The sequence below is a fragment of the Amycolatopsis acidicola genome, from assembly GCF_007713735.2.
GTDB lineage: Bacteria > Actinomycetota > Actinomycetes > Mycobacteriales > Pseudonocardiaceae > Amycolatopsis_E > Amycolatopsis_E acidicola.
This window is the reverse complement of sequence record NZ_VMNW02000010.1, coordinates 95453-111976: the sequence shown is the minus strand read 5'-3', so window position 1 is coordinate 111976 and position 16524 is coordinate 95453. Positions and strand designations below refer to the sequence as shown.

Annotated in this window: 18 protein-coding genes; 14 read left to right on the top strand and 4 right to left on the bottom strand. The window is 67.6% G+C overall.

Annotated features, from left to right (window positions below):
• A complete protein-coding gene (locus tag FPZ12_RS09860) occupies positions 1–1323 on the bottom strand; it encodes an MFS transporter (RefSeq protein WP_144756281.1) in 1323 nt (440 codons plus the stop codon).
• A gap of 306 nt (positions 1324–1629) precedes the next feature.
• On the opposite strand from FPZ12_RS09860, the gene FPZ12_RS09855 reads away from it, so the two are divergent.
• The 5 genes from FPZ12_RS09855 (at position 1630) to FPZ12_RS09835 (ending at position 6410) form a co-directional block, all read left to right on the top strand.
• The gene (locus tag FPZ12_RS09855) at positions 1630–2673 is read left to right on the top strand and encodes an SMP-30/gluconolactonase/LRE family protein (protein ID WP_144756277.1); all 1044 of its coding nucleotides are present in this window, start codon (positions 1630–1632) and stop codon (positions 2671–2673) included.
• 89 nt (positions 2674–2762) lie between these two features.
• Entirely contained in the window at positions 2763–3998 is a 1236-nt protein-coding gene (locus tag FPZ12_RS09850; RefSeq protein ID WP_208025816.1) for an acyl-CoA dehydrogenase family protein, read from the top strand.
• On the top strand, positions 3995–4981 hold the full coding sequence (locus FPZ12_RS09845) for an SMP-30/gluconolactonase/LRE family protein (RefSeq protein WP_144756274.1): 987 nt from the start codon (positions 3995–3997) through the stop codon (positions 4979–4981). The genes FPZ12_RS09850 and FPZ12_RS09845 overlap by 4 nt, the downstream gene beginning before the upstream one ends.
• Before the next feature lie 80 nt (positions 4982–5061).
• Positions 5062–5571, top strand: a complete 510-nt coding sequence (locus FPZ12_RS09840) for a PPOX class F420-dependent oxidoreductase (RefSeq protein WP_144756271.1) — start codon at positions 5062–5064, stop codon at positions 5569–5571.
• Positions 5568–6410, top strand: a complete 843-nt coding sequence (locus FPZ12_RS09835; RefSeq protein ID WP_208025815.1) for an MmyB family transcriptional regulator — start codon at positions 5568–5570, stop codon at positions 6408–6410. The genes FPZ12_RS09840 and FPZ12_RS09835 overlap by 4 nt, the downstream gene beginning before the upstream one ends.
• On the opposite strand, the gene FPZ12_RS09830 is transcribed toward FPZ12_RS09835, so the two are convergent.
• Positions 6393–7271, bottom strand: a complete 879-nt coding sequence (locus FPZ12_RS09830) for a helix-turn-helix domain-containing protein (RefSeq protein ID WP_144756268.1) — start codon at positions 7269–7271, stop codon at positions 6393–6395. The two genes, FPZ12_RS09835 and FPZ12_RS09830, sit on opposite strands and share 18 nt — an antisense overlap.
• Before the next feature lie 143 nt (positions 7272–7414).
• Between FPZ12_RS09830 and fgd the strand changes: the two genes are divergently transcribed.
• Complete coding sequence (gene fgd, locus FPZ12_RS09825; RefSeq protein ID WP_144756264.1) at positions 7415–8422, top strand: glucose-6-phosphate dehydrogenase (coenzyme-F420); 1008 nt, start codon at positions 7415–7417, stop codon at positions 8420–8422.
• On the opposite strand, the gene FPZ12_RS09820 is transcribed toward fgd, so the two are convergent.
• Both FPZ12_RS09820 and FPZ12_RS09815 read right to left on the bottom strand, forming a co-directional pair.
• Positions 8407–8823, bottom strand: a complete 417-nt coding sequence (locus tag FPZ12_RS09820) for a (R)-mandelonitrile lyase (protein WP_144756261.1) — start codon at positions 8821–8823, stop codon at positions 8407–8409. The genes fgd and FPZ12_RS09820 overlap by 16 nt on opposite strands.
• 22 nt (positions 8824–8845) lie before the next feature.
• The gene (locus FPZ12_RS09815; protein ID WP_144756258.1) at positions 8846–9715 is read right to left on the bottom strand and encodes a helix-turn-helix transcriptional regulator; all 870 of its coding nucleotides are present in this window, start codon (positions 9713–9715) and stop codon (positions 8846–8848) included.
• Between the two features lie 229 nt (positions 9716–9944).
• Between FPZ12_RS09815 and FPZ12_RS09810 the strand changes: the two genes are divergently transcribed.
• From FPZ12_RS09810 to FPZ12_RS09780, 8 genes are all read left to right on the top strand, one after another.
• Positions 9945–11270, top strand: a complete 1326-nt coding sequence (locus FPZ12_RS09810) for a DHA2 family efflux MFS transporter permease subunit (RefSeq protein ID WP_243769768.1) — start codon at positions 9945–9947, stop codon at positions 11268–11270.
• A complete protein-coding gene (locus tag FPZ12_RS09805) occupies positions 11267–11641 on the top strand; it encodes a DUF2255 family protein (protein WP_144756253.1) in 375 nt (124 codons plus the stop codon). Before FPZ12_RS09810 ends, FPZ12_RS09805 begins: the two co-directional genes overlap by 4 nt.
• 11 nt (positions 11642–11652) lie before the next feature.
• Entirely contained in the window at positions 11653–11976 is a 324-nt protein-coding gene (locus FPZ12_RS09800) for a carboxymuconolactone decarboxylase family protein (RefSeq protein ID WP_144756250.1), read from the top strand.
• A gap of 14 nt (positions 11977–11990) precedes the next feature.
• Positions 11991–13013 (top strand): zinc-dependent alcohol dehydrogenase family protein, encoded by a 1023-nt coding sequence (locus FPZ12_RS09795; protein ID WP_144756247.1) that lies wholly within the window; start codon positions 11991–11993, stop codon positions 13011–13013.
• 317 nt (positions 13014–13330) lie between these two features.
• The gene (locus tag FPZ12_RS09790) at positions 13331–14227 is read left to right on the top strand and encodes an aldo/keto reductase (protein WP_144756302.1); all 897 of its coding nucleotides are present in this window, start codon (positions 13331–13333) and stop codon (positions 14225–14227) included.
• 229 nt (positions 14228–14456) lie between these two features.
• Positions 14457–14888: an aldo/keto reductase gene (locus FPZ12_RS09785; RefSeq protein WP_243769767.1), complete on the top strand. Its 432-nt coding sequence runs from the start codon at positions 14457–14459 to the stop codon at positions 14886–14888.
• Positions 14854–14976, top strand: a complete 123-nt coding sequence (locus tag FPZ12_RS46840) for a hypothetical protein (RefSeq protein WP_279537780.1) — start codon at positions 14854–14856, stop codon at positions 14974–14976. The genes FPZ12_RS09785 and FPZ12_RS46840 overlap by 35 nt, the downstream gene beginning before the upstream one ends.
• A 428-nt stretch (positions 14977–15404) precedes the next feature.
• Positions 15405–16448 carry an NAD(P)-dependent alcohol dehydrogenase gene (locus FPZ12_RS09780; RefSeq protein ID WP_166462671.1) on the top strand — a complete coding sequence of 348 codons (1044 nt, stop codon included), beginning with the start codon at positions 15405–15407 and terminating at the stop codon, positions 16446–16448.
• Positions 16449–16524 lie beyond the last annotated feature (76 nt).

Genomic DNA, 16524 nt, shown 5'->3' with positions numbered 1-16524 from the left:
TCAGTTTGTGAGGGGCTCGGGCGCGGGCGTGGCGGATTCGTCCTTGCCACCCACCGAATCGCGCAGTCGCACGTTCTTGGTCTCCGGCGTGAACGCGATGACGACGATGCCCAGCGCGGCGATGAGCAGCACGTAGAACGCGGGTGCGATCGGCGAGCCGAAGCCGCTGATCAGCGCTTCGGCGATCAACGGGGCTGTGCCGCCGAAGAGGGCGTTGCCGAGGTTGTAGGAGATGGCGTGGCCCGCGCCGCGAACGGCAGTGGGGAACAGCTCCAGCACGGTGACGAAACACGCGGACGCGGTGAGCGCCGAGCCGATCGCGATGAGCAGCTGCCCGAAGTACGCGCCCGCGAACGACCCGGAAGCGGCCAGCTTGAAAGCGGGATACGCGGCGAGCACCAGCCACACCGCGCCGGCGAACAACATCGGTTTGCGGCCGATGCGGTCCACCGCGATGGAGAAGATGGGCAGCAGCACCGCGAGCGTGACGATGGCCGCGGCGTTGGTCAGCAGAGCCGAGGTGTTGCTGAGCTTTGCTGTGTTGACCAGGAACGTGTACATGTAGCCGAGAATTACGTAGGCGCTTACGGCCTGGATCGCGATCAGCAGGGTGACGATGACGATCGACTTGAGGTGCGTGCGCACGGCCTGGGCCAGTGGGTTGCCCACTTTGGCCTCGCGGGCGGCCTCGGTGTACTCCTCGGGGTCGTCGAGGCGCCGCCGGAGCCAGACGCCTGCCACGGCGATGAGGCCGCCGACGATGAACGGGATTCGCCAGCCCCAGTCGATGTAGGCGGCTTTGCCCATCAGCAGTTGCAGCACCAGGATGAAGAGACCCGCCAGCGCGGCGGGAAGGAAGGCGAAGCAGGCGACGAGGTTGACTGATCGCGCGCGTTTGCCGTCCGGCGCCGATTCGATCGTGAAGCTGTAGCTGCCGCTGGCCTCCCCGCCGAGCGAGAGGCCCTGCGCGAGTCGGCACAACACCAGCAGGATCGGCGCCGCGATGCCGATGGTGGTGTAGGCCGGCAGCAGGCCGGTGATCATGGTGCCGGCGCCCATCAGCAACACCGTCAGCACGAGCACCCGGATCCTGCCGCGCCGGTCGGTCAGGTGGCCGAACAGGAGACCACCGAGCGGGCGCACGAGGAATGCGACCGCGTACACCGCGAAGGTGCCCAGGAGCGCGGCAGTGGGATTGCTCTTCGGGAAGAAATGTACCGCCAGCACGGGGGCGGAAAGGCCGTACAGAAAGAAGTCGTACAGTTCCGCGACGTTGCCGATCGCGGCGCCGACTATGCGGCGGCGAGCACTGGAACTCGACATGGGTCCTGATCTCCTCGGGGTAGGCGGCGGTGACTCACCCTCTGCCCGCGCGACATCCTCGGGGCGGAACCGCGCTGGAACAGCGCCGATGGGCGGCGCGACTTCTGCAGTTTGTACGACATTACTTTAAGTGTCAAGACTGTTTAATGTCGAACATTAACGCGCTATTGCCAAGTGCGGACCGGGTCGCTACCTTCGCATTCTGCGCTTGCCGGTGGCCACAGTGGACCGGCTCCGGATCGCTTTTCTTGCGGTCTTCCCGGTAGTTCCGACCTTGCCCGCGGCGCAGCGGGGGATGGGAATCAGATGTCGAATTCGTCTTCCGCGCGGAAGTGGGTGCTGCCCGCGGTCCTGCTCGCGGTGCTGGTACTGGCCGGCTCGGCGCTGCGAGCCGGCGCGGCCGACCCGCGGCCCTTGAGTCCGCGGGTGATTCAGGCGAGCATTTTCGCCAAGGTGGCGCCGACGTACCCGGGCTCGGACTTCGGCGACATCAGCCTGCTGGAGGGCCCCGCGTTCGGTCCGGATGGTGCGCTGTACCTCGTCAGTCTCAACGCGTCCGCCGGGCAGCCGAAGGTGCTGCGGCTCGACACGGGCACGAAGGAGGTTGGTTCTCTTTATACCGACGACCGCAGCGAGTTCTCGTCGCTGCAGTTCAGTCCGCGCGACGGCAAGATCTACCTCACGGACCTCGCTTCCGGTGTGGTGGACCGGATGAACCCCGACGGAACCGGCTTCACCACGGTGTTCGCCGGGCCCGTCGACGGGCGAGTGCTCAAGCCCGACGACCTCGCCTTCGATCCGGATGGCGCCATGTTCATCACGGACATGACCGGTACGCCGTGGAATCCCACGGGCCGGATCGTACGACTCGACGCGGACGCCACTCATGCGACTGTGCTGCTGAACGGGCTCGCGACCCCGAACGGGATCTCCTTCACGCCGGACTACACCGGGCTCTGGGTCAGCGAATACAAAGCCAACCGTGAGGATCACCTCGTCCTCGCGGCCGACCGCGAATCCGTTTCCAGCGGCACGATCGGCATGTACGCCAACAACGGCCCGCAAGGTCTCGACTCGAACGCCGTGGACGCCGCCGGGAACGTCTATCAATGCGTGTATCAGGGTGGCGAGGTCCTGGTCTGGAATCACGACGGTGAGCAGATCGCCACCATCGAACTCGCGGACGGGTTGCCGAAACCCCAGGAGGGCACCACGAACCTGGCGATCCAGCCCGGCACCACCCACGGCTTTCTCGTTGTGGGCGGGGAAAACGGAGGATACGTCTACCGGTTCGACGCGCTCGCGAGGGGGATCGGGCCGTCCAACGGAGGTGGCGCGGCCTTCGGGTAGTTTCCGGCCGTCTTGACAAGTGTTTTCCCATGGCGTTGCATATGTACGATCAGTCAACTGTCAGACGTTAAGGTTCAGGGAGGCGCGCCGTGGATCCGGTGCTCACCGAAGAGATCGAGGCAATCCGGGAGACCGTCAACCGGTTCATGCGCACCGAAGTGGCACCCGTCATGGACGGTTTCGAGGAACGCCACGAGTTCCCGCGCGACCTGGTGGCCAGGGCGGGCGCGGTCGGGCTCTATGGTGCGGCGTTCCCGGAGTCGGTCGGCGGGACGGATGTCGGCTACGTCGCCGCCACGGTGATCCAGGAGGAGATGTCGCGCATCGACGTCCGGTTCGCCGCGTGCAACAACCAGCAGGGCTCCACCTGCCCCACCTGTATCTACGCGGCGGGAACACCTGAGCAGGTGATGAAATACGTTCCCGGGCTCGTGGCGGGCCAGACCATCGGCATGATGTCGCTGAGCGAACCGGGGAGCGGATCCGACGCCGCCGGCGCGATGAAGACAACGGCCAGGCGTGACGGCGATGTCTACCGGATCAACGGCCAGAAGATGTGGGCCTCGATGGCCAACCAGACCGACGTGGGCGTGCTCATCGCGCGCACGAACGCGGAGGCGGGTATCCGCGGGATCTCGGCGTTCATCGTCGAGCCCAAGAAATACCCGGGGTTCACCGCGCAACCCATCGACACCATCCTGTCGAAGGCGATGCGCACCAACCTGGTCTTCCTCGACGACTTCGTCGTGCCTGCCGAAAACCTGCTCGGCGCCGAGGGGCAGGGGTTCAAGATCGTGATGTATGCGCTGCAGTCCGGGCGGGTCACCATCGCGGCCAAGGCGCTCGGCACCGCGCAGGCCTGCCTGGACGAAGCCGTCCGCTATGCGAACGAACGCACCATCAGCGGGCAGCCGATCGGGAAGTTCCAGATGATCCAGTCCGACATCGCGGAGATGACCGCGGCGATCGAGGCCAGCAGGGCGCTCGTGTACAAGGCCGCGTACGCGATGGACCACGGAGCGCCGTTCAACCGCATCGCTTCCATCGCGAAGTACCAGGCCGCGCAGACCGCGAAGTTCTGTGCGGAGAAGGCCCAGCAGATCTTCGGTGGGTACGGGCTGGCGACGGAGTACAAGATCTCCTGGCTGAGCGCCTACGCGAGTTTGTTCGTCAACGGCGAGGGTTCCGCGAACATCCAGAAACTGCTGATCGCGAACGATTCGCTCGGATACAAGTCCGCCGACCGGCATCATGGGAAGACCGGCTTCCGCAACCCGCGGGTCAACGACGTGGCCGACGAAGTCAAGGACCGCGTGGGCTCGTGAACACGCTGATCGCGCGTCCGTACCTGGAGTTGCACGAGGTTGTCCCGGGCGCTCCGATGCCGATCGTGGAAGGCCCGGCCTTCGACCGGTCGGGAGTCTTGTACTTCACCTCGGTGCACGGCGACGCCGAAGGCAACCGGGTCTTCAAGGCGGATTTGCGGTCCCGGACCGTCACGCCGGTCTACGCCGATGAGGACAGCAGTTTCGCCGGGATCGCCATCCACGCCGACGGCAGCCTGTATCTCGCCGATCTGGGCTTGGCGCGCGCAGCCGGCCGCATCGTGCGGATGCGGCCGGACGGCACCGGAGCCGAAACGCTGGTGAGTTCCTGCCAAGGTGAGCCGTTCTACCCGGATGATCTCGTATTCGACCGGCGGGGCGCCCTGTTCTTCAACGACATGCAGGGCAACGTCATGCGCCCCACGGGTAAGATCCTCCAGCGCACACCGGACGGCACGGTGAACCTGGTGTCCGATGGCATCGCGTCCCCGAACGGCATCGCCTTCGATCCTTCGTGGCGGCACCTGTGGGTAAGCGAGCACAACGGGAACCGGCTGCTCGTACTGGATCTGGACGAGGACGGCCGGATCGACGACGGCTATTTCCCTGGTGGCGGCATCACGGTTTTCGCGCATCTGAGCGGCGGTGAGGTCGACTCCCTCACGACGGACGCCGCCGGGAATGTCTACGCGGCCATGTACAAAGCGGGCCGGGTCGACGTCCACGACCCCGTCGGTGCCCCGGTGGCCACGCTCGTGCCGGATGACGGGGAACGCTCTTACCCCAACACGACGCACGTGGTGATCCGCCCCGGAACGTGCGAAGGCTATCTCGTCGCGGCCGGCCCGGAACGCACGATGCTGTTCGAATTCACCGCACTGGCCCCAGGCCTGCAGCTCTACTCGCACAGCACCGGCCGGCCGAGTCCCCCGTCCGGGGGGTGTACTGGCAGTGCCCCTATCGTCAGTTCCTCCCACATGTGACGGCGGCGGGGTTTCATGGCTCCTGCCACCAGAACCGGGTTCGGTCCCGGGTCCGTTTTCACCGTGGAGGACGGAGAACGATGCCCCACTTTCCTGGATACGCCGACGCGCGTAGCGCATTCCACAATGGACACTCCGAGGCGCGTCACGCCGGACGGACCGCCACCGCGGAACGCGTCGACCGGGCCGCGTTGCTCGACTTCATCCGGCCGCGCCACCGTGCCTTGCTCGTGACGACACGCGCTGACGGCGGTGTGCAGATATCACCGGTCACCTGTGGCCTCGACCGCCAGGGGTGGATCGTGGTCGCGAGCTATCCGGACCGAGCCAAGACCCGTAACTCGCGCCGGGATCCGCAGGTATCGATCTGTGTGCTGTCCGACGACTGGACCGGACCGCACGTGCAGGTCGACGGCCTCGCCGATGTCGTGGACACACCGGCGGCACTGGACGATCTCGAGGACTTCTTCAGCCGTCTGCCGGGGGAGCGCCCCGGGCGGGACGGGCAGAGGTCCCTGATCCGGATCGAAATCGAATGCTGGGGCCCGGTCGCCGAAGGTGGGTTCCCGCCCGGGCTCCCGCGTTCGTGAGCACGGACATCCGGCGTGCGGCAAGGGAATTCCTGGCCGTGCGCCGGGGCAGTATCGACCCCGTCCAGGTGGGGCTCCCGGTGGGGCCCCGGCGGCGCGTACCCGGCCTTCGCAGGGACGAGCTGGCCCTGCTGGCCGGGATCGACAGTGAGGCGTGCGCGCTCGTCGAACGCGGCGATCTCACCGCTGTGCCCGCGAGCGTGCTGCACGCGGTGGCCAGCGCCCTGCGGCTGGACAAGGACGACCGGCGGCACCTGTTCGACCTCGCCCGCGGTCTGGGGGCGGCGAGCGCGCGGCGCCGCACGCCGGAGGCCGGACTGCGGGAGCGCCTGCGTCAGGTGCTCGACGGGATCACGTCCGGCCCCGCGCTGGTCCGCAACACGCGGCTCGACATCCTGGGCGGGAACGACCAGGGACGAATGCTTTTCCGGCACCTGTTCGAAGACGAGCTCCCTTCGAACTACGGCCGGTACGTCTTCCTGGACCCCCGCGCCAAGATTTTCCTGCCCGACTGGGCGCACGTCGCCGACGACGCGATCATGCTCCTGCGTGGGGAGGCCGACCGGTACCCCTACGAGCCAGGGCTGACCGAACTCGTCGGGGAGCTGTGCACCCGCAGCGACGAGTTCCGCGTCCGCTGGGCGGCACGCGCCCAGCCGGGCCGGGGTGAGCTCCGGCGGTTCCACCACCCGGCGGCCGGGGATCTCGAACTGACCCGGGATGTGTTCGACCTGGCCGCCGAACCCGGTTTGTCGCTGCTCGTCTTCACCGCGGCTCCCGGCTCGCCTTCCGGCGCCGCGTTGAGATCGCTTGCCTGCCAGTCACACCCCGGCCGCTGACGGGTCTCGCCCCGGCCCCCACTTCCTGAGGAGCTCGAGGGCGTTTTTCGACTTGGGGCGGGAACCCGCCGTGTACGCGATCATGGTGAGTCCCGGATCTGCGGCCAGCTCCAGCGCGGTGTAGTCCAGATCGAAATCGCCGGCGGCCGGGTGCCGGAAGGAGTTCGTGCCGGTGCGGTAGTACCTGACCTCGTGCGCGGCCCAGCGGACCCGGAACTGCTCACTCCCGACCGAAAGTTCACCGATCAGGTCGGACAGTTCCTGGTCGTCCGGATCGTGGACCGCGGCGATCCGCAAGCTGCCGACGGCCTCCTGTGCGATCCTGTTCCAGTTCCGGTAGAACTCCCGCCCCCGGTGATCGAGGAAGACGAACCGGGCGAGATTGCCGCGGTTGGCCGGCTCTTCGTACAACTGGTAGTAAAGGGCGCGGCCGAGCCGGCTCGTGGCCAGCACGTCCATGCGCGCGTTGCGGACGAAAACGGCCGACCCGGTCATCGCTTCGAGGAGATCGCGCACGGTCCGCCGGATCCTGAGCGGAGTGGTCGCCCGGCGCGTCCCTGGCACGGCGTTGGCGATGCGCACCAGTTCTACGAAGTGCGCGCGCTCGATGTCGTTGAGTTGCAGCGCGGCCGCGACGTTTTCGATCACTTCGTCCGAGACGCCGCGGGCGTGCCCGCGCTCCAGGCGCGTGTAGTACTCGATGCTGATCCCGGCCAGCAGCGCCACTTCCTCGCGTCGCAGGCCCGGCACGCGTCGCTTACCACGGAAACTCGGCAGGCCTGCCTCGCTGGGGGTGATCCTGGCCCGCCGGGTCGTGAGGAACTGACCGATGTCGCGGCGGACGCTGTTGTCCGAGCTCACCGGCCCAGCCTAGTCAGAGCCGGGCCCGGCGGCGCCTGGGGAACCGGGCAAGTCGGACTCGGTTTCGTCCTGGTGCCGATCCTCTCTCGCATGATGAATATATTAAACTCCGACAATAGAATGCCGAGAGGATGGATGTGAAGATGACCCTCCGCCTGGGATACAAGGCTTCCGCCGAGCAGTTCGGCCCGAGGGACCTCGTCGAACTGGCCGTTCGCGCGGAGTCGGCCGGGCTCGACAGTGTGTTGATCAGTGACCATTTCCAGCCATGGCGGCATGAGGGCGGTCATGCGCCGTTCTCCCTGTCGTGGCTCGCCGCGGCCGGGGAGCGGACCAGCCGGGTCGTCCTCGGCACGAGCGTGCTGACGGCGACCTTCCGCTATAACCCGGCAGTCGTGGCGCAGGCCTTCGGCACGCTGGGCTGTCTTTTCCCAGGGCGCGTCGTGCTCGGCATCGGCACCGGCGAGGCGCTCAACGAAGTCGCGGTGGCGAAGCTGGACTGGCCGGAGTTCCGCGAGAGGTTCGCGCGGTTGCGGGAAGCGGTCTCGCTGATGCGTGAACTGTGGGCGGGCGAGCGGGTCACGTTCGACGGCGAGTACTACCAGACCACCAACGCGACCGTGTACGACCGCCCGGCGGGCGGGATCCCGGTGTACGTCGCCGCGGGCGGCCCGGTGGTGGCGAAGTACGCCGGCCGGGCGGGGGACGGGTTCATCTGCACCAGCGGTAAGGGGATGGACCTCTACACGGGGAAACTGCTGCCCGCGGTGGCCGAAGGGATGCGGGATGCCGGGCGTGCGCCAGGGGAGCTCGACAGGATGATCGAGATCAAGCTGTCCTACGATCCGGTACCGGGGCGAGCGCTGGAAGACACCCGGTTCTGGGCGCCGTTGGCGCTGTCCGCGGACCAAAAGCACAGTCTGCACGATCCCGTCGAAATGGAGGCCGCCGGCGACGCGCTGTCGATCGATCAGGTCGCGTCGAGGTGGATCGTCGCGTCCGATCCCGACGATGTGGTCGAGCAGGTCCAGCCCTACGTCGACGCGGGTTTCACGCACCTCGTGTTCCATTCGCCGGCCCACGATCAGGGCGCGTTCCTGAAGCGTTTCGGCACGGATGTCGCGCCCCGGCTGCGTCAGCTCGGGGACTGACTCTGGTTGGCCTTCCGGTACTCCTCGTCGGTGACCGGTTCGAGCCAGGTGGTGCCGTCGCCGTCCGCGGTGCCTTCGAGCATGGCCAGGTGGCACATGAAGTTCTCTTCGGTGGCGCCGTGCCAGTGTTCCTCGCCCGGCGGCGTGTACACGGTGTCGCCGGGGCGCATGCGGATGACGGTGCCGTCGCGGGTGACGACGAGGCCGATGCCGTCGGTGACGTGGAGCGTCTGCCCGACGGCGTGGGAGTGCCAGTTGGTGTGGGCGCTGGGGGTGAAGCGCACCAGGCTCACGATCATGCGGGAAGGGGCCTCGCCGCGGTAGACGGGGTTGACATAGACATCGCCGGTGAAGTTGGAGGCGGGTGCCTTGGCGGTGGGCGTGACGGGTTTACGTTCCATTGTGGACTCCTGAAAGCGCGGTCTACTTCGTGCCGCTGGTGATATGGGTGGCGGCCCAGCTGGCAAGCAGGCTGAGTGCGTCGGCGGCTGGGGTGCCGGGTTCGGCCGTGTAGGCGGTCAGAGTGAGTTTTTCGGCGTTGTCGCTGGGCAGGTCCATGGCGTCGAAGTCGAGATCGAGGCGGCCGACGGCGGGGTGGCGGAAGGATTTGAGCCCGGCGCGGTGCAGGCGCACGTTATGCGCACCCCAGCGGGTGCGGAAGGCGTCGCTGCGGGTGGCGAGCTCGCCGACGAGGTCGGTCAGCTCGCGGTTGTGTGGGTCGCGTCCGGCTTCGGTGCGTAGTAGCGCGACGGTGGTGTCGCGGGCGGCATCCCAGTCGGGGTGGAAGGTTTCGGCTCGAGGATCGAGAAAGTTGAAGCGCGCGATGTTGTTGCGGTGCGCGGGTTCGTCGAAGACCCCGGAATAGATCGCACGGCCGAGCGGGTTGGCGGCGAGGATGTCGAGCCGTCCATTGCGGACGAACGCCGCGGTGGTGGTCATCGAGTCGAGAATCCGTTGCACGCTCGGCCGTAGCTGCGATGTGCTGCGGCGCCGGGGTTTTCGCGCGGCGGGCTTGGCGGCGCGCGCGAGGTTGAACAGGTGGGTGTGTTCGGCCTCGTCCAGTTGCAGCGCACGGGCGACGGCGTCGAGTACGTCGTCGGAGACGTCGGCGATGTGGCCCCGTTCGAGCCGGATGTACCAGTCGGTGCTGACCCCGGCCAGGACGGCGACCTCTTCGCGCCGCAGCCCTGGCACCCTCCTGGTGCCGCCTCCACGGGGGAGGCCCACCTGCTCGGGGGTGAGGTGCGCGCGCCGGGTGGCGAGGAAGTCCCGGATCTCGGCTCGCTGGTCCATGGACCTCACTTTACGTCGATCACGGACGTGAGGGAGGGAGAGTTACTACCCCCTATGACGCGCCCTCCCACCAGCGCCGGAACAAGGGTTACCTCGTAAGTGACCAGCGACTACGGGTCGGCCAGGCAACAATCACCAGATGGGGAGAACTCCGGTTGCGATGACCATTCCTATCACTGACAGTAGCCCCCGTGGAGCCAGCGAGGGAGCCCGTCACGCCATTTCGGCTTTGGCCGCGGCGGTCCTCGGGTTCTTCGTCGTCACGTTGGACGCGGTCATCGTCAACGTCACGCTGCCCTCGATCCGGGCGGATCTGGGTGGCGGGGTCAGCGGGTTGCAGTGGCTGGTCGACGGCTACACCCTGATGTTCGCGGCCCTGCTGCTGACCGCGGGCTCGCTGACCGATCGGGTCGGCGCGCGGCGCGCGTTCGGCGGCGGGGTGACACTGTTCGTCCTGGCTTCCGCCGCCTGTGGCTTCGCCCCGACTGCCGGTTTCCTCGTCGGCGCGCGGTTTGTGCAGGGCGTGGCCGCGGCCGTGATGATGCCGTCCTCGATGGCACTGATCCGGCAGGCGTTTCCCGAACCGGTGGCGCGTGGCCGCGCGGTGGCGGTGTGGGCCATGGGCGGCGCGGTCGCGTCGTCCGCCGGGCCGGTGCTCGGCGGTGTGCTGAACCTGCTGGACTGGCGGTGGATCTTCTTCGTCAACCTGCCGGTGGGGGTGGTGGCGCTGGTCCTGCTCGCCCGCGTCGCGCCCTCGCCGCGGCGGCTGGTGCCGTTCGACTATGCCGGGCAGGCCGCCGGGATCGTGGCGATGGGCGGGCTCACCTACGGCGCGATCGAGGCCGGTTCCGCCGGGCTGGCCTCGTCGCGGGTGTTGGCCGCGTTCGTGGTCGCCGTGCTGGGACTCGCCGTGTTCGTTCTGGTGCAGAAACGCACGGCGCATCCGATGGTGCCGCCGGCACTGTTCCGGTCCCGCACGGTCGTGATCACGGTGGTGACCGGGTTCGCGTTCATGGTCGGCTACTACGGACTGCCCTTCGTGCTCAGCTTGTACCTGCAGCAGAACCGCGGCCTGTCCGCGCTCGCCACCGGAGTCGCGTTCCTGCCGATGATGCTGATCGGGGCCGCGCTGACACCGTTCTCGGCACGCCTCGCCGAACGGCTCGGCCGCCGTAGCTTGATCGTGGCCGGGCTCGGGGCCATGACCCTTGGCCTGGTCGCGTTGGGGGTGCTACCGGCGTCGGCGCCGGTGTGGCTGCTGTCGGTGCTGATGGTTCTGGTCGGGCTCGGTGGCCCGCTGGTGGCGCCGCCGGCGACCGCGCTCTTGCTCGACGCAGTCCCCGGTTCGCTGACGGGTGTCGCGTCCGGGGTGTTCAACACCAGCCGTCAGCTCGGCGGCGCGCTGGCAGTCGCTGTTTTCGGTGCGCTGCTGGCAAATCCCGCCACGCTCACCCGTGGCGTCCACGCCAGTCTGCTGCTCGCCGCGGCAGTGCTGATGCTCACCACCGTGGCCGCGCTGCGGCTACGACCCGAACTTGCGAAGGAGTCTCGATGACGAAATGGACCGCCGGAGACCTCGACCGTTTCGGCGACGCCGAGGAACTGGAGATCACCACGCCCCGCGCGGACGGCAGCCCGCGGCCCTGGGTGCCGATCTGGGGCGTGCGCGTCGGCGACGAGTTCTACGTCCGCTCGTACCGCGGCGCCGGCGGCGGCTGGTACCGCCGGGCGAGCGCCGAGGGCAGCGCCCGGATCCGCGCAGCCGGTCTCGAACTTGAGGTCACTGCCGAGCAACCGGGTGGCGACACTCGCGCTGCGGTCGACGCCGCTTATCGCGAGAAATACGCCCGCTATGGAGCTACCTTCCTCAAACCCATGCTCGCAGCCCAGGCGGTCGACGCCACGCTGCGGCTGACACCCCGCTGAAAGGGATTGCCATGTCCGACAACGAACCCTCCGGTGCTCGTAAGGCGTTCGGAGACTTCGCGCCCACCTTCGTCGACCTCACCGACGATGTTCTTTTTGGACGCGTGTGGCCGCGAGAGACGTTGACCCCCAAAGAACGCAGCCTCATCACCGTCGCCGCGCTCGTCACGGGCGGCAACACCGAGCAACTGCGTTACCACCTCGGCCTGGCCAAGGACAACGGCGCCACCCAGGACGAGCTGATAGAGGAAATCACCCACCTGGCGTTCTACGCGGGCTGGCCCAAGGCGATGTCCGCGATGGCCGTGGCCAAGGAAATCTTCACCACCATCTGAAAGGAAGAACCACTATGCGTGGCGCGATTCTGCACGCTCCGGGCGACGTCCGCTTCGAAACCCGCGACGACCCGGAGATCATCGACAACACGGATGCGATCATCCGCATGTCCGCGACCTGCGTCTGCGGGTCTGACCTGTGGGACTACCGTGGCATCAACCCGGTGAGCGAACCGGCCCCGATCGGGCACGAGTATGTCGGCGTCGTCGAGGCCGTCGGCTCGGAGGTCACCACGATCCGGCCTGGCCAGTTCGTCATCGGCAGCTTTTTCGCCTCTGACGGCACCTGCCCGCATTGCCAGGCTGGATATCAAACCTCTTGCCAGCACAGGGAATTCGTCGGCGCGGGCGGTGCACAGGCCGAAGCCTTGCGTGTTCCGCTCGCTGACGGCACCCTCGTTGCCACCCCGGAAATCCCTAGCGACGAGCTCCTGCCCAGCCTCCTCGCCGCCTCCGACGTGCTCGGCACCGGCTGGTACGCCGCCGTCGCCGCCGGGGTCCAGCCCGGCTCCACCGTGGCCGTCGTCGGCGACGGTGCCGTCGGCCTGCTCGGTGTCCTGGCCGCGAAACAACTCGGCGCCGAACGCATCATCGCGATGAGCCGCCACGAACCCCGCCAGCGGCTGGCTCGCGAGTTCGGTGCGAGCGACATCGTGACCGAACGCGGTGACGAGGGCGTCGCCCGGATCATGGACCTCACCCGTGGGGTCGGTGCCGACGCTGTCCTGGAGTGCGTCGGCACCCCGGAGTCGATGCAGCAAGCCTTGCGCTCCACCCGCCCCGGTGGCGGGGTCGGCATCGTCGGCGTGCCGCACGGCGTCTCCATCGACGGGGAGCAACTGTTCTACTCCCACGTCCGCGTCCAGGGCGGTCCCGCGCCCGTCCGCCGCTTCCTGCCCGAACTCGTCGAGCTGATCCTGAACGGCGAAATCAACCCCGGCAAGGTTTTCGACCTCGATCTGCCGCTCAGTGAAGTGGCGGAAGGCTACGCGGCCATGGACGAACGCCGCGCCATCAAGACGCTGCTTCGTCCCTGATCCGTTTCGGCCGGAAGGCACACATGCCCTCCGACTGGCCGAAGTCCAATGCTGGGCTTGACAGCTGGGAATCCCATTCAGCCGGTGGTGTGGTCGGCGGTCGGCGCGGTCCAGCTCCCGAGAAGCTGCAACGCTTCGCCTCTCGCGGAATGCGGTTCCGCGCTGCGGACGAGCATGGTCAGGCCGGGATAGGCGGCGCGACCTCCGCCTTCGACCACCGCGACCCCTCCAGCGTGGGCTGGCTGGGCATCACCCGGTTCGGCACCTGGATCGCGGCCGACCGGTATTTCCCTTGCGATGAAAGGACAACGCACTTCATGACCACGCAAGCACCCACGATCACCCTCAACAACGGCGTCACGATCCCCGCGCTCGGCCTCGGCGTCTTCCAGAGCGCACCCGCGGACACGGCTACCGCCGTCGAGGCCGCACTCGCTACCGGCTACCGGCACATAGACACGGCTGCCGCGTACGGCAATGAGCGACAGGTCGGGGAGGGCATCCGCGGATCCGGGCTCGACCGCTCCGAGGTGTTCGTCGAAACCAAGATCTGGGTCAGCGACTATGGCTACGACCAGACGTTGCACGCCTTCGACAAAAGCGCCACCAAACTCGGTGTCGAGCAGATCGACCTGCTGATCCTTCATCAGCCGATGCCGCAGCACTTCGGGCGCACCGTCGACGCCTACCGGGCCTTGGAACAGCTGCTTGCCGACGGCCGGGTCCGTGCCATCGGGGTCAGCAATTTCATGCCCCACCACCTGTCCGCGCTCGTGGAGCGAGTCGAGGTGGTGCCGGCGGTCAACCAGGTCGAGCTGCACCCGTATTTCACCCAGCCCGAGGTACAGGCCGCCAACGACGGGCACGGCGTCCTGACCCAGGCGTGGTCGCCGATCGGCGGCATCACCTTCTACCCCGGCTGGGGCGACGACCGCACCAGCGCGTTGAAGGATCCCACCATCGGCGAGATCGCCGCCGCTCACGGCAAGAGCCCGGCGCAGGTCATGCTGCGCTGGCACCTGCAGCAGGGCCGCTCGGCGATCCCGAAGTCCATCAAGCCGTCGCGGATCGCGGAGAACTTCGCGGTCTTCGACTTCAGCCTCAGCGCGGACGAGCTGAGCCGCCTCGATGCCCTCGACACCGGAAGGCGTGGCGGACCGGATCCCGACGCCATCGATCCGTCCACCCGGGACATCACCATTCCCGAAGCCTGACCGCCCGCAGCTGATCACATCAGGAGGTCACAAATGCACACCCGGACTCTCGGCCAGGGCCTCCGGTGACCGCGAGGCCATGATCGGTGTCCTACACCAACGAAGACCTGGTCGGTGAAGCCCTCGAGCCCGTCCGCGATCAGGTCGTCCTGGCCACCAAGTTCGGCTGGGACATCCAGGACGGTCGCATGGTCGGGGAGAGAACAGCCGGCCGGAGCAGATCCGGCGAGTGGCCGAGGCCTCGCTGCGCCGGTTGCGCACCGATCACATCGGCCTCTTCTACCAGCACCGCGTGGACCCGGCCGTGCCGATCGAGGAGGTCGTGGGCACCGTCGGTGAGTTCGTCACCGAACGCAAGGTGTGCCATTTCGGTCTCTCCGAGGCCGATGCGGACACGATTCGCCGGGGCCATGGCACTTTCCCGGTGACCGCGGTGCAGAGCGAGTACTCGCTGTGGATCCGGGATCCCGAGCCGGAAGTGCTGCCCGCCCTGGCGGAACTGCGGATCGGATTCGTTCCGTTCCGCCCGCTGGGCAAGGGATTCCTCACCGGCACTGCGGACATGTCCACACCCCTGGATCGCCCCGATTCCCCGCACCCGCCGCATCGAGCGCGTGGAGGAGAACGTGGCCGCGACCGCTCTCGCGCTGTCCACAGATGAACTGGCCGAACTCGACACTCTCGCGAGTTCGCTCGGAGTGCACGGCAACCGTTGCAACGACGCGGGCATGTCCATGGTCGGTCTCTGACACCCTGCTCCGTGTGCTCGCCGACGCGTCGACCTTGCATCCGCGCGCCGACGATAGCCAAGGGCCCATTGGCACAGCGGAGTGTGACGACCACGGTGTCGCAGGTAGTTGCCCCGCCGGGCGCCCGGCTCGGCGGGCGTTTGATCACTTCGCTGGTCGCCAGCGCCGTTCTCCAGCCCATCAACGCGACGCTGATTTCGGTCGCGCTCGTTCCGATCGGACAGTCGCTCGGTGCCTGCGCGGCGGAAATCGCTTGGCTGGTCACGGCTTTGTACCTCGCCTCCGCGGTGGGACAACCCGTCGTCGGGCTGTTCGTGGATCTGCCAAGTACTGACAGACCCTCCCAGGACACCCCGGTCCGGATGTCCACTGGACGGTGGCGGCGAGAGGTCTCGCCGGACGACCGGACTATCCACTGTGGAGTTGTTTTGCTCACTGTCCATGCTTACGCAGCCCCGTCCGCGACGGAGCCGTTGGCCAAGACGACCATTACGCGCCGGGACGTCGGGCCGCACGACGTGCTGATCAAGATCGAGTACGCGGGCATCTGCCATTCCGACATCCACACTGTGCGCAGCGAGTGGGGTGAAGCGCATTACCCGCTGGCCCCCGGGCACGAGATCGCCGGGGTGGTCGTGGAAACCGGTTCGGCGGTCACCAAGCACCGGGTGGGCGACCGGGTCGGCGTCGGCTGCATGGTCGACTCGTGCGGGAAGTGCGTCAGCTGCCGCAACGGCGAAGAGCAGTACTGCCTCGAAGGCATGGTGGCCACCTACGACGGCATCGACCGGGACGGCACCGTCACGCAGGGCGGCTACTCGACGCACGTCGTCGTCGCCGAGGACTTCGTGCTCAAGATCCCCGATGGGCTCGACCTCGCGGTTGCCGCGCCGTTGCTGTGCGCGGGTATCACCACCTACACGCCGTTGCGGCGGCACGGCGCCGGACCGGGCAAGCGGGTCGCCGTGGTCGGGCTCGGTGGCCTGGGGCACATGGCGGTCCAGATCGCCCATGCGATGGGCGCCGAAGTGACTGTCCTGTCGCAATCGCTGAAGAAGCGTGAGGACGGCCTGCGCCTCGGCGCCGACCACTACTACGCGACCAGCGACGAGTCGACCTTCGAGACACTGGCCGGCTCGTTCGACCTGGTGCTCAACACCGTCAGCGCGGTGCTCGACATCGACCGGTACCTGTCGCTACTCGCGGTGGGCGGCACACTGGCGTTCGTCGGTGCCCCGGCGGAGTCACTTGGGTTCGGCGTCTTCCCGCTGCTGACCAACCGCAGGTCCCTGTCGGGTTCGATGATCGGCGGTATCGGACAGACACAGGAGATGCTCGACTTCTGCGCGGAGCACGGGCTGGGAGCTGAGATCGAGATCATCTCCGCGGACCGGATCAACGAGGCGTACGAGCGTGTCCTCGCCTCAGACGTGCGGTACCGCTTCGTCATCGACACGTCTACTTTGGACTAAACGTCGCCCCGGGTGATCCCGCCCCCCAGTGGGTGGGATCACCCATGGTCTCCCGTGCGAAGAGCGGCCGGTGGGG

What these genes read in the sequence shown, in the direction of transcription:
- FPZ12_RS09860 (WP_144756281.1), bottom strand. Translation starts at nt 1,323, where the DNA reads ATGTCGAGTTCCAGTGCTCGCCGCCGCATAGTCGGCGCCGCGATCGGC.
- FPZ12_RS09855 (WP_144756277.1), top strand. Translation starts at nt 1,630, where the DNA reads ATGTCGAATTCGTCTTCCGCGCGGAAGTGGGTGCTGCCCGCGGTCCTG.
- FPZ12_RS09840 (WP_144756271.1), top strand. Translation starts at nt 5,062, where the DNA reads ATGCCCCACTTTCCTGGATACGCCGACGCGCGTAGCGCATTCCACAAT.
- fgd (WP_144756264.1), top strand. Translation starts at nt 7,415, where the DNA reads ATGACCCTCCGCCTGGGATACAAGGCTTCCGCCGAGCAGTTCGGCCCG.
- FPZ12_RS09820 (WP_144756261.1), bottom strand. Translation starts at nt 8,823, where the DNA reads ATGGAACGTAAACCCGTCACGCCCACCGCCAAGGCACCCGCCTCCAAC.
- FPZ12_RS09815 (WP_144756258.1), bottom strand. Translation starts at nt 9,715, where the DNA reads ATGGACCAGCGAGCCGAGATCCGGGACTTCCTCGCCACCCGGCGCGCG.
- FPZ12_RS09805 (WP_144756253.1), top strand. Translation starts at nt 11,267, where the DNA reads ATGACGAAATGGACCGCCGGAGACCTCGACCGTTTCGGCGACGCCGAG.
- FPZ12_RS09800 (WP_144756250.1), top strand. Translation starts at nt 11,653, where the DNA reads ATGTCCGACAACGAACCCTCCGGTGCTCGTAAGGCGTTCGGAGACTTC.
- FPZ12_RS09795 (WP_144756247.1), top strand. Translation starts at nt 11,991, where the DNA reads ATGCGTGGCGCGATTCTGCACGCTCCGGGCGACGTCCGCTTCGAAACC.
- FPZ12_RS09790 (WP_144756302.1), top strand. Translation starts at nt 13,331, where the DNA reads ATGACCACGCAAGCACCCACGATCACCCTCAACAACGGCGTCACGATC.